Source organism: Kitasatospora sp. NPDC127111 (assembly GCF_042677465.1).
Classification (GTDB): Bacteria; Actinomycetota; Actinomycetes; order Streptomycetales; family Streptomycetaceae; genus Kitasatospora.
The window spans coordinates 1-20831 of the sequence record NZ_JBHXTG010000097.1; the positions used below are offsets into that span (position 1 = coordinate 1).

Annotated in this window: 18 protein-coding genes; 10 read left to right on the forward strand and 8 right to left on the reverse strand. The window is 73.2% G+C overall.

Features of this window, described 5'->3' with window-relative positions; translation table 11 throughout:
• Positions 1 to 798: ADP-ribosyltransferase (locus tag ACFVHB_RS36110; RefSeq protein ID WP_380330929.1), on the forward strand; the 798-nt coding region annotated here is incomplete at its 5' end.
• Positions 795 to 3509, forward strand: coding sequence for a hypothetical protein (locus ACFVHB_RS36115; RefSeq protein WP_380330932.1), 2715 nt, complete (start codon positions 795 to 797; stop codon positions 3507 to 3509). The genes ACFVHB_RS36110 and ACFVHB_RS36115, both read left to right, overlap by 4 nt.
• Positions 3510 to 3705: 196 nt before the next feature.
• On the opposite strand, the gene ACFVHB_RS36120 is transcribed toward ACFVHB_RS36115, so the two are convergent.
• Together ACFVHB_RS36120 and ACFVHB_RS36125 are read right to left on the reverse strand one after the other, a co-directional pair.
• Positions 3706 to 3966 (reverse strand): hypothetical protein, encoded by a 261-nt coding sequence (locus tag ACFVHB_RS36120; RefSeq protein ID WP_380330935.1) that lies wholly within the window; start codon positions 3964 to 3966, stop codon positions 3706 to 3708.
• Positions 3939 to 4772 (reverse strand): CAP domain-containing protein, encoded by an 834-nt coding sequence (locus tag ACFVHB_RS36125; RefSeq protein ID WP_380330938.1) that lies wholly within the window; start codon positions 4770 to 4772, stop codon positions 3939 to 3941. Before ACFVHB_RS36125 ends, ACFVHB_RS36120 begins: the two co-directional genes overlap by 28 nt.
• Before the next feature lie 299 nt (positions 4773 to 5071).
• On the opposite strand from ACFVHB_RS36125, the gene ACFVHB_RS36130 reads away from it, so the two are divergent.
• The 6 genes from ACFVHB_RS36130 (at position 5072) to ACFVHB_RS36155 (ending at position 13021) form a co-directional block, all read left to right on the forward strand.
• Positions 5072 to 6805 carry a sensor histidine kinase gene (locus ACFVHB_RS36130; protein ID WP_380330941.1) on the forward strand — a complete coding sequence of 578 codons (1734 nt, stop codon included), beginning with the start codon at positions 5072 to 5074 and terminating at the stop codon, positions 6803 to 6805.
• Positions 6796 to 7728, forward strand: a complete 933-nt coding sequence (locus ACFVHB_RS36135) for a LuxR C-terminal-related transcriptional regulator (protein WP_380330944.1) — start codon at positions 6796 to 6798, stop codon at positions 7726 to 7728. Before ACFVHB_RS36130 ends, ACFVHB_RS36135 begins: the two co-directional genes overlap by 10 nt.
• An 89-nt stretch (positions 7729 to 7817) precedes the next feature.
• On the forward strand, positions 7818 to 10049 hold the full coding sequence (locus tag ACFVHB_RS36140; protein WP_380330947.1) for an ATP-binding protein: 2232 nt from the start codon (positions 7818 to 7820) through the stop codon (positions 10047 to 10049).
• The gene (locus tag ACFVHB_RS36145; protein ID WP_380330950.1) at positions 10046 to 11197 is read left to right on the forward strand and encodes a hypothetical protein; all 1152 of its coding nucleotides are present in this window, start codon (positions 10046 to 10048) and stop codon (positions 11195 to 11197) included. Before ACFVHB_RS36140 ends, ACFVHB_RS36145 begins: the two co-directional genes overlap by 4 nt.
• Complete coding sequence (locus ACFVHB_RS36150; RefSeq protein WP_380330952.1) at positions 11197 to 12042, forward strand: hypothetical protein; 846 nt, start codon at positions 11197 to 11199, stop codon at positions 12040 to 12042. Before ACFVHB_RS36145 ends, ACFVHB_RS36150 begins: the two co-directional genes overlap by 1 nt.
• On the forward strand, positions 11972 to 13021 hold the full coding sequence (locus ACFVHB_RS36155) for a hypothetical protein (protein ID WP_380330955.1): 1050 nt from the start codon (positions 11972 to 11974) through the stop codon (positions 13019 to 13021). The genes ACFVHB_RS36150 and ACFVHB_RS36155 overlap by 71 nt, the downstream gene beginning before the upstream one ends.
• A gap of 16 nt (positions 13022 to 13037) precedes the next feature.
• On the opposite strand, the gene ACFVHB_RS36160 is transcribed toward ACFVHB_RS36155, so the two are convergent.
• A complete protein-coding gene (locus tag ACFVHB_RS36160; protein WP_380330957.1) occupies positions 13038 to 13721 on the reverse strand; it encodes a TetR/AcrR family transcriptional regulator in 684 nt (227 codons plus the stop codon).
• Between the two features lie 122 nt (positions 13722 to 13843).
• Here ACFVHB_RS36160 and ACFVHB_RS36165 point away from each other — a divergent pair, with 122 nt between their 5' ends.
• Positions 13844 to 15274, forward strand: coding sequence for an amidase (locus ACFVHB_RS36165; protein ID WP_380330960.1), 1431 nt, complete (start codon positions 13844 to 13846; stop codon positions 15272 to 15274).
• 233 nt (positions 15275 to 15507) lie between these two features.
• Here ACFVHB_RS36165 and ACFVHB_RS36170 read toward each other — a convergent pair whose 3' ends face one another.
• The 5 genes from ACFVHB_RS36170 to ACFVHB_RS36190 all read right to left on the reverse strand — a co-directional run bounded on the left by ACFVHB_RS36170 (position 15508) and on the right by ACFVHB_RS36190 (position 18442).
• A complete protein-coding gene (locus ACFVHB_RS36170) occupies positions 15508 to 16149 on the reverse strand; it encodes a hypothetical protein (protein ID WP_380330963.1) in 642 nt (213 codons plus the stop codon).
• 141 nt (positions 16150 to 16290) lie between these two features.
• Positions 16291 to 16665 (reverse strand): hypothetical protein, encoded by a 375-nt coding sequence (locus tag ACFVHB_RS36175; protein WP_380330966.1) that lies wholly within the window; start codon positions 16663 to 16665, stop codon positions 16291 to 16293.
• Positions 16666 to 16834: 169 nt separating this feature from the next.
• Entirely contained in the window at positions 16835 to 17095 is a 261-nt protein-coding gene (locus ACFVHB_RS36180; RefSeq protein ID WP_380330969.1) for a hypothetical protein, read from the reverse strand.
• Positions 17088 to 17363: a hypothetical protein gene (locus ACFVHB_RS36185; protein ID WP_380330971.1), complete on the reverse strand. Its 276-nt coding sequence runs from the start codon at positions 17361 to 17363 to the stop codon at positions 17088 to 17090. The genes ACFVHB_RS36180 and ACFVHB_RS36185 overlap by 8 nt, the downstream gene beginning before the upstream one ends.
• A 341-nt stretch (positions 17364 to 17704) precedes the next feature.
• Positions 17705 to 18442, reverse strand: a complete 738-nt coding sequence (locus ACFVHB_RS36190) for a TetR/AcrR family transcriptional regulator (RefSeq protein WP_380330974.1) — start codon at positions 18440 to 18442, stop codon at positions 17705 to 17707.
• 137 nt (positions 18443 to 18579) lie between these two features.
• On the opposite strand from ACFVHB_RS36190, the gene ACFVHB_RS36195 reads away from it, so the two are divergent.
• Positions 18580 to 20823, forward strand: a complete 2244-nt coding sequence (locus ACFVHB_RS36195; protein WP_380330977.1) for an MMPL family transporter — start codon at positions 18580 to 18582, stop codon at positions 20821 to 20823.
• Positions 20824 to 20831 lie beyond the last annotated feature (8 nt).

Below are 20831 nucleotides of genomic sequence, written 5' to 3' on the forward strand. Positions count from 1 at the left end.
GGAGGCGGCGGCACCGCCGCCACCGTCGCCGAACGCGAAGCCGTCGCCGTCGCCGAAAACGCCGCCAAGAAGGCCGCCCAGGAAGCCGCCGAAAAGGCGGCCAGGGAAGCCGCCGAGAGGGCAGCCGGTGTCCCGAAGCCCCAACTCCCCATGGCGCTGGAGGGCTTTCAGCCGAAGGGTTACGACCCGGTGGCCGCGGCCGCGCGCGACGCCCAGCTGGTCGAGGTGCGGGCTGCCGAGCGCGACCTCGCCGGACGGGCCCGGCACTACGACGACATCGACGCCAAGGAGTTCGGGGCGAAGACCTGGAACGATGTCGCGGAGCGGCTCCCGGCCGAGCAGAAGGACGCGGTCGCGAAATACACGAAGGGCTCGGACGGCCAGATCAACGGAGCCCTGCGCGGCACCGGCGACTCCACTCCGGAAGTCAAGCGCCTGATTTCCGAGCTCGACAAGGCCATGGTGGCCCAGAGAGTCCCCGAGGACATCGTCGTCGGCCGTGGAACCGATCTCGGACACCTCGGATTTGACGACCCGATGAAGATGAAAGGGAAGACCTTCACCGAGGACGGCTACATGTCCACCTCGATCGGTGACCTGCCCAGCATCTACCAAGGCAAGCAGGGCGTGCTGCACCTTGCGGTGCCGGAGGGCACTCCCGGCCTCTGGGTGGAGAAGATCGGCACTCTGGGCAACTCCGAACGCGAGCTGCTCCTCGGTCGCGGCCTGAGGTGGCAGGTGGACGAGGTCATCCAGGTCGGCACTCAATACCATGTCTTCGGCAGGGTCCTCGGATGACCCGTGAAGGAAACGAGCAACCGGTGAGCAACCCCGACATCAATCCACGGCTCAACGCGGATCTGCAGTTCAAGCTGGTCAGCTCGCCGCCCGAGTACACCACCACGACGGACAGGCCCGTCGAGTACTACGTCACGTTCCACGCGGACGAGTACCCGACCGGTCTGATCTGGTTCTGCGACGAGGACGACGCCGCCGGCTACGAGTGGTGGCGCGGGCTGCCCAACGAGAACGCCGCCAGCTTCTGGAACGAGAAGCTGTGGCGTGCCAAGGCCCGCGGCCTGAAGCCGTCCCAGGCCATAGGTGAGCTGCTGTCCGAGCCCGGCACCCGGCTGTCGGGGCGCATCCTGCCCGAATCACGCTCCACGGCGCCCAGTGTCGCCTGGCTCGCCGAACTCGCCGTCCACGGCGTGCCGCTCGGGGACCCGGTCGCGCCGCGCGGCTGGCGCCCCGACCCACCGTTCAGCCGCGAGCAGGCGGAGGCCGCGGTCGCGGCCGGCGGCTGGCTCTACCAGGTGGACGATGGCCACGACCCCGCCGGGCGCGTCCCCGCGCACGCCGTCGCCGGCGCCTGGCAGACCGACACCCACGGCCGCGCCCTGCGGTTCTGGCACAACCCCACCTACGGGCCGGCCATCGCGCCCGACCCGGAGGAGACCGGTGCTGCCGCGGTGCCGCCGCTGAGCGGGGGCAGGCGCCCGGCCGGCCGGGCCCTGCTCGGCTGGCTGGCCGATCCGAAGGCACCCCGGGTGTGCCGCATCACCGGTACCCCTGGCAGTGGCCGCACCCACCTGCTGACCTGGCTCGCTGCCGCGTGCCCGTCCGACAACCCGCGCACCGCCCGGCGCGTACACACGCTCCTGTCCGCCGACGGCCTCACAGTGCGCAGCGCGACCTGGCTGCTGGCCGCACGGCTCGGCCTGGCCGCCGGCACGCCCGAGGAGCTGCTGGAAGCCCTGCAGGACGGTACGCCCCGCACGCTGGTGGTCACCGACCTGGACCGGGCGGGCGGCGGTCTGCTGCCGGACGCGCCCGAACGGATCGCCGCCGAGCTGCTCGCCCCGCTGGCACGCGTCCCGTGGCTCCGCCTGCTCGTCGAGTGCGCCTCGGGCTCGCCGGCGGCCGCCGCTCTGCACGCCGCCGACCCCCGCGCCGCCGTCCTCGACCTGGACGACCCCCGCTGGACCGACCACGCCGGATTCACCGCCTGGTGCGCCGACCTGGGCGGCACGCCGGTCGACGCCGACCAGGTGTACCCGAGCCCGGGCCTCGCCCTCCTCCCGGCCGTCACCGAGGCCTGGTTGCCCGAACTGCCCGAGGAGGAGCGGGCGGCCGTGCATGCCCTGGCCCAGGCCGGATGCCCCGTCACCCTCGACACCTGGGCCGCTCTGCCCGGGGTCGGGAGCCGCGAAGCGGTCCGCCGGGCAGCCGCCCGCCTCCTTCCGCCCCCGGACGGCGACGCCGGCGAGTGGCGGCTCAGGCCGGACCACCTCGTTGCCGCGTGCCCGCCGGCTGACCACACCGCCTGGACCAGGGCCCTCGCCACCGCCGTCCCTCGCACCGGCGGAGGACTGCCCGACTTCGCGAACACCGACCCGAGCCTCCTCGGTCTGCTCCTGCGCCATGCCGTTCCTGCCGGTATGGCCGACCAACTCCTGAGCGATGCCGCCTTCCTGGTCCACGCCGACCCGGTCGCGGTCACGCTGGCGTTCGACCATGCCCGCGAGCACTCCTCGCCCGGCGGCGAGCAGTACGCCCTGGTCGCGGACGCCTGGAACCTGGCCGGTCCGGCGTGCATCAACGCCCCTCGCCCGGCCGACCGTGCAGCAGTCCTGCACGCCCACCTCGTCGGCCGCCATCAGGAAGCCGCCGACGCGCTCGCCGCCATCCCCGGTCGGCGGTGGCAGGCCCGCTGGTCGCACCAGCCCGCCACCGGTCGCGTTCGGCATCTCGTGCGCGGTCACGGCCCCGACGACGGGTACCTCGCGTACAGCGAGCACCTTCCGGTCGCTGCCACCGGCATCCTGCGCTTCATCGACCCGCGGACCGGCGCGTCCGTCCCCGGGCTCGGTCCACGGCGGCTTCCCGAAGGCCACCACTCGGCTCTGCTGGTCGGGGAGGACGGCGGGCTGGTCCTGCTCGGCAGGGACGGCGCCGTGACCTCCCTCGCGCCGGACGGGGCTCCCGACAGCCGCCTGGCGCAGGTCCTCGACGGCATCACCCGTCGCTCGGGGGACGGTCTCACCGCCGCTGCCCTGGCCGAGGGCGCCGACGGCCAGGTCCTCGCCCTCGGGAAGGACAACGGCGACGTGTCCCACATCCGGGTCGAAGGCGGCCTCCTTTCCGGTGAGCGCTGCCATGAGGGGCCGGTCGCCGCCGTCGACCTCGCCCGGACCGAGGACGGACTGGTCCAGATCAGCGGTGGCATCGACGGCACCGTCTGGACCGGGCACCACTCCGCTCCCGCCCCCGCACGAGTGGACGCTCGCCCTTGCCCCGTCGCCGCCGTCGCGGCCGCCGACACGCCGAGGGGTCTGCTCACCGCTGCCGCCTGGTCCGACGGAGTGGTCCGACTTCGCCTGCACGGTCGCGCCGGCGCCGACCCCGTCGACCTGCGCCTCGGCCGACCCGTGCGCGACCTCACCGCCACTCCGGGCGGCCAGGTGTGCATCGCACTCCCCGACAGCATCCTCGCGGTGGAGCTCACCTGATCGCCCACGGCCGGACCGCCCGCCGTCGCCGCCAACGCGCGTGGCGGGCCCGCCGCAACGGCGGTCCGGCGACGGCCGGTCAGGCGGTCGCGGTGCCGACGACCCCTGCGCCGCCCCGCCGCCCCCGCGCCGGGCCGCGAACGCCGGGGCCCCCGGCCCGCCGGGTGTCGGCGGGCCGGGGGCCAGGAGGTGGCGGTCAGGAACACATCCGGCCGCCGACGGTGGCGTCGGCGCCGGCGGCGGCGTTCACGCCGGTCACCACGAGGGCGTAGTAGCAGGAGTAGATCTGCGGCGGGGTGAAGGTCACCGTGTAGCCGTGCGCGTCACCGTAACCCGGGTAGGCGGCGCCCACGTCGGTGCGGACCTGGTCGGCGGGGTACGGGCCGAAGGTGTAGCTGCCGTAGCGGTCCAGCGCCCGGTGACGGTTCCTCAGCCGGCGAACTCGTGCACGCCCCACCAGCCGCTGGCGTCGTGGAACAGGCCGACGCCGATCTCCTTGTACTTCGGGTTGATCTGCGCCGCGTGGTGCCCGGGGGACTCGGTCCACATCTTCTGGAACTGTTCGGCGGCCTGTTCCCCGGTCAGGGCGGAGTCGCTCCACATCACGATGCACTCCCCGGTCAGCGTCCGGCTGCCGGTCAGGCTGGGCCCGGCGCCGGAGGCGTTCTCCGAGTGGGCGAACCCGGTGTCGCGCATGTGACGGGCCCACTTCACCGCGAAGTCCGTCAGATCGGCCTTGACGACGAGCGCCGGGACGCCGTTGCGGGCGCGCTCCTCGTTGATCAGCCGCAGCGACAGCGCCTCCGCGCTGCCGGCCGCGTAGTCCGACGGGGAGGTGCCGGTGCCCGGCTTGTCGCTCCCACTCCCGCTCCCGGTACCGCTACCGCTACCGCTACCGGTCCCCGGCACGGCGGTCGGCGGCGCGACGGGAGCGGGCCGCGCCGCGGTGGTGGCCGGCGCCTTGGCACCGGTGCTCGGCGCGGCACCGGCGGGCGCCTTGGCCGCGTCCTTCGCCGCGGTCGGGCTCGACGAAGCCTTGGCGGCCGTCGCCGTCGGCGTGGCCGCGGCCGACGACGGGGCGGCCGTCGGCACGGACGCCGCAGCCGTGGGCGCCGTCGACGCCGACGCCGGGGCGGGGGAGGACGGCGCGGTGGACGGCGAGGCGCCGGCGCCGGTGGCCGCCACCGTCGCCGCGACGGCACCGGCCCGGTCCGCGCCCGGCCCGCTCTCCTCCGGACCGCACGCGCTCACGGCGGCCGTCATCACGCCCACGGTCACCACAACCGCCAGACCCTGCCTACGACGAATGGACTGCATGAGGAGAAGGGCTCCCTGGTTCGCTCAACGGCTCGCAGCGGCACCGCGGTGGTCACACCCCGCCCCACCGCCCCGGCCGGCCGGCGCCCACTGCGCCGACATCACAGGAGACCGTTCGACCAGGGCGGCGATAACACTTTCAGCACCCCGAGGCCGGACTCGAGGGAACAGGTTCAGGTGGGGCTGTTCCTTCCCTATCCTTGGCTGGTCGTTGTTCACGGGGGAGTGGGCTGACTGGAAGGCACATGCCTGGGGCGGGTCGTCCTTTCGTCGTACCGGCATGCGCGCTCGCAGCCGCCGTGTTCGCGGGTTTCGCGTGGTCCATTGCCTGGGGGCGGGGACCCTTCCCCACCTGGACCGAGCCGGTGGTGCAGCCGGTCGGCGTGTTCTTCATCGCCGTGGGAACGCTGGTCGGTCTCAAACAGCACGACGGCCGGCGGATGGGCCTGCTGCTCATCCTCATGGGCGGCGTCTACTACCTGGGCGATCTCCAGCACAGCGGCAACCCCTGGCTCTTCCGCGTGGGATTCGTGTTCTTCCACCTCAATGCGGTGGTGCTGGCGCACCTGCTGCTCGCGTTTCCGGACGGTCGACTCACCGGAACCCTGCCCGGGGGTGTGCGGGAGCGCAGCCGCTGGGAGCGGCCGACGATCCTCGCGCTCTACGTGACGACGCCACTGACGCAGGCCGTGCGGGCTGCCGTGGAGCGGCCGCTGCGGCCACAACTGTGGGGGGACCCCCACGCCCACTACTCGGTGTGGGCGCCGGTCGGCAGCGCCGTGGAGATCAGCCTGACGATGGTGATGCTCGCGCTGGTGTACCGGCGCTGGCACGGGGAATCGGCCCAGGCGCGCAAGGCACGCGGCATCTTCTGGATCTCGGTGGCGTCCATCGGCGGTGTCGCCGTGCTGCTCGGGCTCGCGGCACTGCTGCACGCCCCGCTCGCCTGGCAGGGGGCGCTGCTGGCACTGTACGCGGTGGCCATCGCGCTGCTGGGGCTGGCGGCGCTGCTGGGCCTCGTGCGGACCCTGCTCGCACACCGGCGCATGCTCAGGGAGTTCGGGACGATCGGGCCGACCGTCCGGCTGCAGGAGCGGCTCGCCGGAGCGCTCGGCGAGCGGGGGCTCGTCCTGCTGTACCACGGGGCCGAGCCGGGGGAGTTCGAGGACGGGGACGGCAGATCCGTCGCGCTTCCGGTGCCTTCGCCCGACCAGGCGCTCAGCGTGATAGGTCCGGCCGAGCAGCCACTGGGCGTCCTGCTGCACGACCGGTTCCTGGCCGAGTACCCGAACAGTGAACGGCTGCGGGCCGCGACCATGGTTGCGGCACTGATCCTCAGGGCCCAGCGGGCCGACCGGATCCACGGCCAGGAACTGCGTGAGGCGAGGGCGAACGAGGCATCGCGAACCGAGCGTCTGACCAGGATGCGGATCCTGCGGGACACCCACGACGGGGCCGGAAACTCCCTCGGCGCGCTGATGTCGTGGCTGAGGGAGTCGGCGCAGCTGTGCGAGGATCCGGTGCTGGCCGATCGGTGGGCGCGAGCGGTGGCCCTCGCCGAGGCCCACCGGCTCCACTTCAGGGAGAGCCTGGGCGGCATCTACCCGACCGTGCTCGACACCCTCGGTCTGAAGGGCGCGTTGGAGAAGCCGGCGGGGGCCTTCCAGGTCAAGGTGATCATGCCCGAAGAGCCGGACTGGTCCGAGCGGCTCACGTTCGAGCTGTACAGCATCGCTTCCGAGGCGATCGCCAACGCTGACACGCACGGGAAGGCCTCCCACGTCACGGTGACGCTCAGGCAACTGGGCGACCGTGTCGTGATGACGGTCGAGGACGACGGCCGTGGTGGAGCGCGGGAGCGACCAGGCGGACACGGCATGCGGACCATGCGGGCCCGCGCCGAGTCCTGCGACGGCACCTTCGGCCTCACCTCGCACGTGGGTGGGACGACGATCAGAGTGGAGCTCAGATGCGTGTGATCATCGCCGACGACGACCTGACGTACGCGCAGTCCATCGCCGACGAATTGGCCGCCCAGGGGTCCCCCGGGACGCGACAGGCCCACACGGTGGCGCAACTGGTCGCGCTCATCGCCGATGCCAGGCCCGATGCGGTGCTGCTGGACGTGCAGATGCCGTTGCGGGAGAACGAGCCGTCGGCCACCAACGCCGGCCTGATCGCCGCCCGTTACCTCTGTGAACACCACCCGGAGGTGGCCGTGCTGGTCACCTCGGCCCACTGGGACGTCCCGCTGATCGCCGCTTTCCTGGAACTCGGCGACAACGTCGCCTACCTGCAGAAGGGCAGGGCCCGCGGGGAGGTCGTCCAGGCCATCCGCGACCTGCTCGACGACAACCTGACCCTGGCCCCGGACGTCGTGGAGGCCATCCGCCGCAAGGACGTGGCCACCGGACGCCAGGCCCGGCTCACCGACCGGGAGCAGGACGTACTCGCGCTGCTGCTCCAGGGGCTGAAGAACCCCGCGATCGCCGACTCCCTGCACATCTCGCGCAACACCCTGGACAACGCCCTCGGCAACATCTACGACAAGTTCGGGCTCCACGAGGACCAGGACAAGCGCGTGCGTGCCGTGGTCCTGTACCTAACCGGCATTCAGATTCCGGATCCGCCGCAGCTGCGCCTGCACGACCTGGAACGGACGGCGGAGACCGTCAGCGCCGTCGCGCATTGCCTGCGGGGGCGGGTGGGGCCGGGTTCCAACTTCCGGATGCTGGCCCGGTCCGGAGCACTGATCAACCTGTTCGTGATCAGGATCGAGCGGGCAGGCCGCGAAGCGGACTCACTCGGGCCGGGACAGCGGGGCAGGGTTCGCCTCGCCGGTACGGGGGGCGAGCTGCTGACCGACCCGTGCACCGTGATCCGCACCGGCGGCGCCTACTGACCCCGTCGCCGGGTTGGGGTGGTCACCCCAACCCGAACCGGGTGACCGGACCTGCCGCGGACCGACGCCCGCCGGGCACAGTCGTTTCCATGCCTACGTACCAGATGACCGCGGCGTACCAGTTCAGCAGCCAGACGGAAGCCGACCGGGCACTCTTCGCCAAGGCCGTGACGGGGTACCGGAACCTCGTCCAGGACCTCCTCGAGCGCGGCGGATTCGAACTGCACCTGAGCTCCCGCGACGGCAAGGCCGACGTCCGGATCACCCCCTACGCGCCCACCGTCGACCTGGCCGTGCTCCTCGGCGAGGGCGACCGCTTCCTCGACCTGAGCCAGACCCCCGACCCGGGCGCGTGCATCTGCACCTCCCCCGCGCGGGACGACGTCGAGCGGACCGGGATCACCAGGGTCGTCCGGCTGATCCCGACCGGGTCGCTGCGCCACACGACCCCCGTTCCGCTGCCCGTCGACGCACGTCGCCCCCGGGATCTGGAGCGCGTCCTCGACATGATCGCCCAGCACCCGCGATGGGGCTTCCTGGACCTGGTCACCGGGTCGCTCCAGGAGCTCGTGCTCCAGACGGCCGCCCCGCGTGACAGCTACCTCGTCGCCGTGCCGCACCCCATCGAGGCCAGGCTGCGCGCGCGCTCCTGGACCGCCACGCTGCGCCACCTCTCCCGCCGGGACGGCTGCGTCCGCCTGCGCTGCGTCAAGCCCAACATCCGCACCGGCGACCGCGACTACGCCCAGTCCGGCATCGGCCACTACCTCATCAGCCGCACCCGTGACCAGGTCTACGACCCCGGACTGAACCTCCTGCTCGCCGTCATGAAGGGCGGTCCGGTCGCCAACGTGGCGATCGAGGTGCTCGGCGCCCCCGGCCTGGCAGCAGCGGTCTGCGCGGACCTGGACCCGGAGGCACTGCGTCCGGCCAGCCCCGGGGAGGCGCTGGGCGCGGTGCGCCTCCCCCCGCGGGAGATGCTCGCCTACACCTCCTGGTACCTGCCGGAGGAAGCAGCGGAGCTGATGCTGCCCCCGTTCTCCCCGCTCGACGCCCTCCCCGGCCTGCCCGCCGTCACCGCCACCCCCATGGCCCGGCCGCAGCTGCGTCCGCCGGCCGGCACTCCGGTCATCCACCTCGGCGACCTCGTGCGTCCCCGGGACGGTCGACGGCTCACCACGGCGCTCTCCCGGCTGACCGAACACGTCGTCGTCACCGGCCAGGCCGGCTCCGGCAAGACCAACACGCTGCGCCACCTGCTGGACCAGCTGGTCACCCAGGGCATCCCCACGACGGTGATCGACCCGGCCAACCGGGCGCTCGGCGCGGCGGTCACCGAACTCGGCGGAACGGTCTGGGACTTCTCCGACCGGCCGGGGAGCGTGTTTCGGCTCAACCCGTTCATGCCACCCGACGACGTCCCCGTCTACGAGCACATCGCCCTGTTGACCGGCGTGCTGGCCATGACGTTCCGCGTGACCGAACTGGGCGAATCGATGCTCCACAACATGGTCGTCCAGCTCTACCGCGAGAAGACGGAGAGCACCCGCACCAGCGACCTGCTGGCCGTCACCGGCACGACGCTGCGAAAGACCCCCGGGCGCATCCCGACGATGGACGACCTCATCGCCGCCTGGCACCGCGAGCACCGCCCCCGCCTGCTCGGCGACAACACCTGGAGCGCCGCCACCGTCGCGTTCTTCGACGAGCGGTGGCGCGCGCTGGAGTCCTCGCTGCTGAAGGACGTCACCACTCCGGTCGATCCCGCCCTGGGCATCGGGACCCTGCTCAGCGGCACCCACCTGCTCGAACTGCGCGCCCTCGGCAACGAGGAGGAGATCAACGCGCTCATGCTGCTGGTCTTCGGCATGCTCGCCTCCGCCATGCGCCACCGACCGGTGCTCTCCCGCCCGACCCTGCGTCACGCTCTCCTCATCGACGAGGCGCACCGCATCGCCGGACCCGTCGGACCGCCCCGAGCGGTCGACACCGCCCCGTCGAGCGCCGGCAACCGGCTCGCGGACCTGGTGACCGCCATGGCCAAGCAGTGCCGGCAGACCGGACTGGGCCTGGTCCTGGCCGAGCAGAGCATCGGTGACCTCAACGAGAGCGTGCTGACCAACACCGCGACCACGATCGTGCACCGCGTCATCGACGGCGCCGACCGCCAGGAGATCGCCCGCAGGTTCGGTCTGGAGCCCGCCACCCTGCGCGCCGTGTCCGCACTGGAGGACGGCCACGCCCTCGTCAAGACCGTCGAGATCGACACCCCCACCTTCATCCACGTCCCGCACCGCGCCATCGGGGAGCAGACACAGTGACCACGAATCCCCTGTCTCCGGACGCCCAGGCCGTCGTGGAGCAGATCAAGCGCGAACTGGACGAGGGCGTACGCCCCGGCCGGCCGCGGCTGCGCGTGGCCTTCATCGGGCCGAGCCGCGTGGGCAAGACGACCATGCTGCTGACGATGCTGAGCGTGTTCCTCCAGCGCTTCCGGACCGGCCGGGAGCAGACCGCCGGCGACTTCCCCCGACTCGAACTGAAGCCCGAGGACCATCAGCCCACCGCGGCCATCTCCAACGACGCGCTGCTCAACCGCCTGCGGGCCAAGCTGGCCAGGTTCACGTCCCCCGACGAGGACCTGCCCCGGGAACTGTTCGACGAAGCGGTACGCCCGAGCAAGACACTGTCGTACTACCGCTACCGCTTCAACGTGGTGAACGGTGTCGGCACCGAGATCCCCATCCGCATGGCCGACATGCCCGGCTCGTGGTTCAACAACGTCAACGGCTGGGAATGGGAGGCGACGGCCGCCCTGTGCGAACTGTGCGACGTCCTCGTCGTCCCCGTCGACGTCCCCGCACTGATGAGCGGCAACCGGGACATCATGGAGATGCGCAACGCCCCGACCGCGCTGCGCAGCCTGTTCCAGTACCTGTCCGCGCGCGACGTCCGGGGCGACGCGGGCGGCTGGCTGGTCATCTTCGTCCCGCTGCGCTGCGAGCGGTGGCGCTGGGCGGACCACCCGGACGCTCAAGGAGACCCGGACTGGTCGGCCAAGCAGAGCCGTCGGATGTTCGAGGAGGTCGATCGGGCCTACGCGGACGTGGTCTCGGTCATCCGCGAAAAGTGGAGCGACAGCAAGTTCGCGGTGACACCGGTCGAGACCCTCGGCAGCGTCCACCATCACCACTTCGAGAACGACGACGACGGCTTCCACTCCGTCTTCCGCAAGAAGGCCGCCGATGCGTCCGTCGAAGGCGTCGACACCGACCAGCCCGTGCTGCACATGATCACCCGGCTCCTGGCCGAGCAGGAGCTCAACCGGCCCCGGCTGTTCCAGCAGGGCTGCGTGCACAACTGGTTCTACGGGGTCCGTGGTGACATCCGCCGTGCGGCCGAACTGGTCCGCCGGCGTACCAAGGGCATCGACGGCGGCCCGGCCGACGACGGGTTCGGCTACCTGTGATGCGCGTCTTCGTCCGCACCCGCCACCCCGACACCGCCGGATCCAAGGACCGCCGGCCACGCGACTACCACTGGCACGAGGTGGACACGGCCGGGGGATCGGACCGGGAGTGCGTCGTCCCGCCGGCGTTCCACGAACCGCTGCCGTCGGCCGGGGTCAGCCTCGCCGCCTTCGACCAGCTCTGCGAGCTGCTCCACACGGCCGATCCCGTGCCGGTGTTCTGCCTGCGCGACAGGATCGTCGGCCTGGCTCTGTTCCTGCCTGCCGTCCCCAGCCGCAGGCACCGCTTCAGTCACGGCGCACGAGTCGAGTTCTCCCTCCTGCTGCTGGACGCCGACACGGAAGTGGCCGCCCGCCTGCTCCACCTGGCACGCTCCGAAGCGGAGCGGCTCGCGACGGTCCTGGACGAGGCCGTCCGCTTCGACGACGAGTCGTACGACTTCTCCGTCGACTGGCCGACAGCCACGGCCGGACTCGAAACCGCCGGGGACGGTCACGGCCCTCCCGAGGCCGCTGCTCGGGGCGAGGGAGTGATCGCCATCGGCGGAGTCCACCTGCCCCCCGCGTTGCCCGCGCCGGCCGAACGGGGATGGAGCAGCCTCACCTCCTGCCTGCGGGGCCTCTGGGCTCCACAAGCGTCGGCAACGGGAACCGAGCGAAACCACGAGCAGAACGAACGCGGGAAGACCAAGAAGACCAAGAAGGTCGAGAAGACCGAGAAGGTCAAGAAGGCCGAGAAGGTCGAGAAGGCCGAGAAGGCCGAGGAGGACACTCATGTCGGACCAGCGGGGACACCGGGAGATCACCCGGCAGATCGTCGACCGCCTGTACGAGACGACGGGTGAGATCAACGGCATGACCGCCGAGCAGTTCTACGAGAGGCTCAACCAGGGGCAGGCCGGCCAGGACGACCTCGCGAGCCTGAAGCCGTACTACCTCAACCGGGAGGGGCAGGCCGAGCACTCGCTCGCGGAACCCGCGGTCAGCGCACAGGCGAACGTCGAGCGGATCGTCTCGACGATCGTCCAGGCACTCGAGGAGGCCGGCGCCGCCGCCCTCGACGGCCGCCACACCGCGGAGGCCGTCCACCTCGGTGAGGCGCTGCACCCGCTGGAGGACTCCTACGGCGGCCACGTCCACCGCAGCACGACGGCCGACCCCGGGGACCCGCGCGCACCGATCGAGGGCATCAACGTCTTCGACCCGCTGAGCCTCAGCTCCCGCTCCGTGCTCGAGGACACCGTGCTGCACGCGCCCGAGGACCGGATCGGGATGGTCATGGGAACGCACGACCTCGACGCCGACGCACACCGGGTCGACGAGACCGGCACCACCGTGCTCAAGGGGTACGACTACGCGGCTGTCGCCGCGGGGACCGAAGTGCTGGACACCTACCTCACCCGCGAGGCGACGGACAGCTGCGTCCCGCGGACGGGGGAGCAGGTCGCGGGGTTCTTCCGGCTCGCGCCTGACGCCCGGGTGCACCACACCCCGGATCAGGCATGGGTCCACGAGCGCAACGAGCAGGCCGCTTCGCCGGGCATGGCGGAGATCACCCACACCCCGGGGCCGTTCAGCTGGGGCACCAGTTCGACGGTGGCGGGTGCGGAGCCGCGGGCGTGCTACGAGCCGGCGTCCGAGGCCGTGTGCACTCCGGTTCCGGCGCCCGCCTGCGACCCGGGGCCGTTCAGCTGGGGCAACGGTCCCGCGGTGGCGGGTGCGGAGCCGCGGGCGTGCTACGAGTCGGCGTCCGAGGCCGTGTGCAGTCCGGTTCCGGCGCCCGCCTGCGACCCGGGGCCGGCCGGTTACGGAGGATCCATCTGACGGGTTCCACGTAAGGCTACGGCCGGCTGCCCGGGCGCTGCGCACTTCCGGGACTCGTGCTTCGGCGTGACGGGGCGTCCGGGGTGGGGCGACGGGGCGGGGCGTGCCGTTCCCAGAGGCCGGCCAGGTGGGTGTGCAGGAGGTGCTGTGCCTCGTGCGGGGTGAGGCGGCCGATGAGGACGTGGGTGGTGAGGCCGTCGGCGAGCGCGAGGAGGGTGTCGGCCTCGCGCCGCGGGTCGACGGGTGCGCCGCCCGCGGTGCCTTCGCAGGCCTCCCGGATGAGCCGGGTGAACGCCTCGTGCAGGGCCGCGTAGTTGGCCTTCAGCAGGTCGGCGAGCGGCGTGCTGACCGCGGCCTGTGCCACGAAGGCGAGCCAGACCCGTGCCTCGGCACGGTGTTCCTCGCGCAGCAGCGCGACTTCGGTGAGGGCGTGGCCCAGGGTGGTGGCGGCCGACTGGGCGGGGCTCCGGTCGACGCGGGCCCGGACGCGTTCGGTGATCCGTTCGCCGATGTGGCCGAGGGTGAACGCGAGCATCTCTTCCTTGGTGCGGAAGCAGCGCTGCACGGCGCCCATCGACACCTGGGCGCGGGCGGCGACGTCGCGCAGGGTCACGCCCTCCAGTCCGTGCTCGTCGGCGAGACGGCAGACGGCCTCGGCGATCCGCCGCCGCCGGTCCTCGTGATCAACCTGCCTGGGCATGCCCGGTTGCCTCCGCTGGTCGGTGCGTTTATCCGATGCGCTCGTATCGGTTCCCAGGATACAGTTCCGATGCAAGTGCATCGGTAAAGCGCATCGGTACGCGGACGGGAAGGAAGACGATCATGGGGGATGCCCTGTGGAGGCTGTCGGCTGCGGCGCAGGCGAAGGCGGTGCGGGACGGGGAGGTCCGCGCGGTCGAGGTGGTGGAGAGCCACCTGGAGCGCATCGCCGAGGTCAACCCGGAGGTGAACGCCGTCACCCAGCTCCTGGCGGACCGCGCCCGCGAGGCCGCCCGGCTGACGGACCGGCGGCGGGCCGCGGGGGAGGAGTTGGGCCCCCTCGCGGGGGTGCCGTTCACGGTGAAGGAGTCCACGGCCATCGAAGGCGTGCCGACCACCTTCGGCACCCCGCGCTTCCGCGACCTGGTGGCGCCGGCGGACGCGCCCCCGGTGGCCCGGCTGCGTGCGGCCGGGGCGATCCCGATCGGACACAGCAACATGCCCACCCTGATCCTGGCCGGGATGCACACGCGCAGCGAGTTGTTCGGGGACACCGTCAACCCCTGGGACCGCGCCAGGACTCCCGGTGGGACGAGCGGCGGCGACGCGGTGGCCGTCGCCACCGGCATGGCCGCGCTCGGCCTCGGCAACGACTCCGGCGGCTCGGTGCGGATCCCGGCCCAGTTCTGCGGTGTGGCCGGGCTGAAGCCGACCACCGGCCGCTTCCCCGCGGACCACCGGATCCTTGGCCCGGACGACCCCGGCCCCGCCTCCCAACTCCTGGTCACCGACGGCCCGTTCGCCCGCAGCGTGGCCGATCTGCGGCTGGCGTACGAGGTACTGGCCGGCACCGACCCGCGGGACCCGAGGGCCGTCCCGGTGCCGCTGTACGGCGAGCCGCTGCCCCGGCCGGTGAAGGTCGCGGTCGTGGCGGACCCCGGCGGGCACGGCGTCCACCCCACGGTGCGCGCGGCCGTCGCGACCGCCGCCGAAGCGCTGCGGGACGCCGGGTACGACGTGCGCGAGGTGCCGGACGTGCCCCGGCTCGACGAAGCGCTCGACGCCTACCACCGGATCACCGTGACCGAGTTCGCCCCGAACTGGCCGGTGGTGCGCACCCTGCTCGGCGAGGGCGGCGACCGCTACATCGAGATGACGATGCAGCGGACCCCGCCGGCGACCGCGGACGAGTTCATGAAGCTCATGGGCACCTGGATGAACATCCGCCGCTCCTGGGCCGAGTTCCTCGACGAGTACCCGCTCCTCCTCGGCCCCTCCTTCACCGAACCGCCCGTCGAACCGGGGCTGGAGTCGCGCGACCGGGCCGGGCGCGACCGCGTCGGGTCGGCCATGCGCCTGTGCAGCGTGACCAGCTTCGTGGGCGTGCCCGGGGTGGCCGTGCCGACCGGGACGGCCGACGGGCTGCCGTCCGGCGTGCAGATCGTCGGGCGCGCGTTCCGCGAGGACCTGTGCCTGGCCGCGGCCGGGGCGATCGAGGACCGGCTCGGAGTCCTCACGCCCGTCGACCCGGCTCCGGGAGCCCGGGTCGAGTGAGCCACCGGGTGGGCGGTTGGGCCACCGGGTGGGCCGCGGGGACCCAACTGCCCCGCTGTCCGCTCGACGCCGTCGCACGGCCCGGCCGCTGCGACGTCCGGCGACCGCGCCCTCCGGCGACCGCACCGGAGGCACGGCCTGCCCGGGCGTCGCCCCGGACCCTCGGGAACGGCGCAACCTTCCGGGGGACAGCGGGGCAACGCCACCAGCGGTATCGGGTTCGTCCCGAACGCCTACTCCACTTCGAGGTCCTGGAAGTCGAGGCCGTCGGGGCCGAGTTCGGTGTTCTCCGCGTGCTCCCGCATCCGGGGGCCGTACTCGGGGTGGTCCATCAGGCCGGTGTACGTGTCGAAGTCCAGGTCGATCACACCGGCGAGGTCGGCGAGGTAGACGTCGAGGCCTGGGTACATCACGGCGACGTACGGCAGGTCGTCGATGTCGGTGACGAGCACCGGGTACTCGCCGGTGGAGTCGGGCGAGCCCAGGTAGAGCAGGCGGCGCGAGTCGCTGCCGCCGACGAGCGGAAGGCACGCGGACGGCAGCAACTGCTCGAAGTCGGCGAACGTGCTGACCATGGCGCCGCCGGAGCCGTACATCCACGCGGCCGTCTCGCCGAGCGCGCGGCCCTCGAAGACGGGCGCCCGCTCGTCGTCGTACCAGCCGATGTCGCTCAGCCAGGAGCTGTCGAACGCGAGCCACCGGCGCAGGCTGGGCGGCAGCGGCCGGTCGCCGGCCAGCCGCAGGCGGTCGATCGCCTCGGGCGCGAGCGGTACCGGCTCGGTGATGTCCGGCGCGTCCGCCGTGGGCCAGCCGTCCTGCTCGACCCGGGCGATCACCCGCTCGATCAGCGCTGCTCCGTGCATGTTCTCGTCCATGCGCGGCACTCTCCCACACCACGCCGACAACGCGTCACCGCGCGGTGCTCGTCGTCCCCGGCAGCCCGGCGGCCTCGGCGCGGGTGTGCGCTTCGTCCTGCCGGGGACCGGGTCTTCCGGCCCCTACCGGGTTGTCCTCGCTCACAGCGGAGTGAGGATGTCCTGGTGCGCCCCGTCGAGGACGAGGCCGTTGTCCAGCCGGACCCGGACGGTCACCCGGTTCCCCCGTTCCTGGTGCGCGGCCCACTTCGGCTCCAGCGCGGCGATCTCCGTCTCCAGCCGCTCCCGGCTCGCCACCGGCATGGTGTGCCCGTAGTCCTCGAACAGCGCCTTGAGCCGAAGGTATTCGCGGACCTCCTCGCTCTCCGGGAGTTCCCCGTCCACCCGCTCGACCGTGCCCTCGGTCCCGGCTCCCACCGAGAGGAACCCGACGACGGCCGCGGGCTGCCCGGCGAGTGCCTCGCCGAGCCCGAGGTCCTCGGCCAACCTGACGCGCCGGCCTTCCTCCAGGGTCATCCGTCCGCCGCCTTTCCCTCGCTCGGTGCCGCCGGCCCGGCGGGCCCGCGTCCGGCCATTATCCGCCGGGCGCGCCACGGGCCGGTCTCCCGGCGGCGGGATCCCCGCCGCCTCCGTCCTGCTGACCGGTCGTCCGCGCCTCGGTCGCCGGGGTGTCACCCGGCACGGGTCAGGGCAGGGACAGCCACACGATCCGCAGGACGTCGACGCTGGGCGGGTCGGCGTCCGGGTTGACGAAGATCTCGCCGGTGACGGCCGGGGCCAGCACGACGTTCCGCAGGTCGTCCCACTCGTCCACCGGCACGCCCGAGGTCCCGTCGAGCTGGGTCAGCGCGATCGTCACCTGAGCGAAGAGCGCGGGGTCGCGCTCGCTGATCTCCAGCAGGGCCTTGGACGGCTGGTCCTGCAGGAAGGTCCGCCAGTCACTCACCGGCGTCTCCCGGAAGCGGACGCCGGGTGTCGGCGATCCGGGCGGAGACCGCCGCGCGGAAGCCGGCCCGGTCGGGCCCGTACGCGGCCGACATCGCCTTCGTCCACCAGGACGTGATGGCGGCTTCCCGCTCGACCTGGTCCTCCAGCGGGCCGATCTCGCGGTAGAAGGCCATGCGCTCGGCCGGGCTGGGCAGTGCCTGGGCGATGCCGTCGATGCTCACGGGCACCCGGGGCCCGCTCGCGTGGTGGACAGGCTGGGCGCTCATCCGTCCCCTCCCTCGCTCGAATGCGGCTGGCTGCCGCGTCGCTGACATCATGACCGTACCGGTTGACGGGGCGCCGTGGAGCCTGGGTCGCCGGCGCGCGGGGTCGGGAATCCCTGGCCCCGCCCGGGAGGCTGCGGATGCCGGCCGTCCTTGTCCGGTCCCTCCTCGGCCCGGGCGGAACCGGCCATCAGCAGGTCGTGAGCGGGCGGGCTGATGACGCGCTGTCGGGTCCGCCGGCCTGCGGTGGCGCCGGTGCGTCGGAGGAGGAGGAGGAGGAGGAGGGCGGCGCCGTCACGGCCGCGGGAGCCGCCGCGGCCGTCACGGTGACGGCCGCCGTCCGGTCACGATGCGACGGTGTCGCCGCCCCGGTCGTCGCCGCCCCGGTCGTCGCCGCCGCGCTCGTCGCCGCCGCGCTCGTCGCCGCCGCGCTCGTCGCCGCCGCGCTCGTCGCCGCCCCGGCCGTCGCCCAGGCGGTCGGCGGCGGCGAGGAGGGCGTGCACCGTGGCGGCCATGGTGTGGCGGGCCTGCTCCGGGCTCAGGCCGGAGCTGCGCCAGTGGTACCAGGCGCTCCAGGTGGTGACCGCGTCGAGGCCGTTGAGCAGGTCGGTCCGGGCGGGCTCGGGCAGGTGGTCGAGCTCCAGGGCGAAGACCTGGCCGATCCGCAGGCGGGCGAAGTCCAGCATCTGCTGGACGCCCTCGTGGACGCGGGGGGACGGGTTCTCCAGCCGCATGATCGCGAGCCGGGCCGGGGTGAGGCCCTCCAGGATGCGGGCGCGCTGCTCCGCGAGGGCCGCGACCCGGACGTCCCGCGGCCCCTCCGTGGGGAGCGGCCGGGCCTGTGCCAGCAGCTGTTCCAGGCGCCGGCCGACGGCGACCTCGGCCAGCTGTGCCATGTCCGCGAAGTGGTGGAACACCAGCCGCCGGGAGACCCCGGCCCGCTCGGCGACCTTGTCGGCGGGGAAGTGCGCCTGGTTCTCGTCGAGCAGCGACAGCATCGCGTCGGCGATCTTCTCGCGGGTCTGACGCCCGCGCTCCGTGCGTCCGTCGGTGACGGGCGCGGCGGCTCCGGTCCGTTCCACGTGGGCCCTCCGCCCTCTCGTTGACATTCTTGCACCGCGAGTGCAAGTGTACGCGTTGCACGCTGAGTGCAATAAGTTTTGGTGGGGTTCGGGGTCCTTCGCCGTCCCACCGCCGTACGAAGGGCGGTTCGCCGCAGATGTTCACCGGTGTCGGGCGCTGGTGCGCCCGCAGGCCCAAGCGCGTGGTGGCGGCCTGGCTGCTCCTCCTCGCCGCCGCACTCGCGGCGCTCGCGGTGTTCGGCCGCGTCACCAGCGAGGCCGTCTCCATCCCGGGCAGCGACAGCCAGGCCGCGCGGGACATCGCCGACCGCGCGTTCCCCGGCTCGGCCTCCGGCAAGCAGCCCGTCCTGCTGCACACCGCCGCCACGGCCGCTCCGCTCACCGCGTTCGACACGGCCGCGGCGGTGCGCGGCGCCGCGGCCGCCATCGCCGGGGTGCCGCACGTGGTCGCCGTCACCACCCCCTACGACCCGGCCGGCGCCGGGACCATGAGCGCCGACGGCCACACCGCCTACCTCGCGATCGACCTCGACGTCACCGGCCGGGAGGTGACGTCCGCGACGACCGACGCCGTGCTCGCCGCGGCGGCGCCGGCCACCGCCGCCGGCATCGAGGTGACCCCGGGCGGCTACCTGGCCGCTGCCGTCGACAAGGGGAGTACCGGCCGCAGCGAGGCCATCGGCCTCGGCACCGCCCTGGTGATCCTCGCGGTCACCTTCGGCAGCCTGGTCGCCGCCGGTTTGCCGCTGCTCGCCGGGGTGATCGGCCTCGGCATCGCCCTGCCCGTCCTCGGCCTGGTCGGCCACCTGCTGGACGTGCCCGAGGCCGGCGAGACCATCGCCGCCATGATCGGCCTGGGTGTCGGCATCGACTACACCCTCTTCGGGCTCACCCGCTTCCGGGAGCTGCGCGCCGCGGGCGTCGGCATCGAGGACGCGGCCGTGCGCACCACCGCCGGCTCCGGCAAGTCCGTCGCCTTCGCCGGCAGCGCCGTCGTGGCCGCCCTCGCGGGCCTCGCCCTGGGCGGGCTCCCGCTGCTGTACGCGCTGGCCCTCGCCCCCGCGATCGCCGTGGTGACGGCGCTGGGCGTGAACCTCACGCTGCTGCCCGCCCTGCTCGTCCTGCTCGGCAAGCGGCTGACGCCCAAGCCGGCCGCCCCCGCCCCGGCCGGGCGTCCGCGCGGTTGGGGCCGGGTCGCGGCCCTGGTCGCGGCCAGGCCGTGGCCCCTCCTGCTGGCCGCCCTGGCCCTGCTCGGCGCCCTCGCCGCGCCGGCCGTCCACCTGCACCTCGGCCAGCTCGACGCCGGCAGCAAGGCGAGCGGCACCATGAGCCGCACCGCGTACGACCGGATGGCCGCGGCCTTCGGCCCGGGCGCCAACGGCGTGCTCCAGGTCGTCGACGTCCTCCCCACCCCCGTTCAGGCCGCTGCGGGAACCGGCGACCCGCGCCTCACCGCCGTCACCGCCGCGCTGCGCGGTGCCGAAGGCGTCTCCGTCGTCGGCCCGCCCGCCGTGGCCGCCGACGGACGCACCGTCCGCTGGCAGGTCACCCCCACCACCGGTCCCGCCGACCCCGCCACCACCGGCCTGGTGCACCGGCTCCGCTCCGACGTCCTGCCCGCCGCCACCGCCGGCAGCGGCCAGCAGGTGCACGTCGGCGGCACCCCGGCGGCCCAGGCGGACCTCAACGGGCGGATCGCCCACCGCATGCCGCTCGTCGTCGGCTTCGTGCTGACCGTGGCGGGCCTGCTCCTGCTGCTCGCCTTCCGCTCGCCGGTCGTCGCGGTGAAGGCCGCGGTGATGAACCTGGTCTCGGTCGCCGCCGCGTACGGCGTGCTCACCGCCGTCTTCCAGCACGGCTGGGGCGCCCGGCTGATCGGCCTGGAAGGCGCCGTCCCGATCCCCGGCTACGTGCCGCTGCTGATGTTCGCGGTGCTCTTCGGCCTCTCCATGGACTACGAGGTCTTCCTGCTCAGCGCCGTGCGCGAGGCCTACCTGCGGGAGGGGGACAACCGGCGGGCCGTGGTGACCGGCCTCGCCGGCACCGGACGGATCATCAGCTCGGCGGCCCTGATCATGGTCGCGGTGTTCCTCAGCTACCTGCTCTCCGACGACCCGGTCGTGAAGATGTTCGGCATCGGCCTGGCCACCGCGGTCGCCCTGGGCGCGACCGTCGTCCGCGGCCTGCTGGTGCCCTCGACGATGGTCCTGCTCGGCGACGGCAACTGGTGGCTGCCCGGGTGGCTCGACCGCCTGCTCCCGCACGTCGACATCGAGGGCGACGGGCACCCCGGGAGTGCCGCGGGTCCGGTCGGTGCGGTGGGAGCCGCCGCCGAGGACGGCGCCTTCTCCCGGCCCGCGCCGGCCGAGCCTGCCCGATAGGGCCGAGC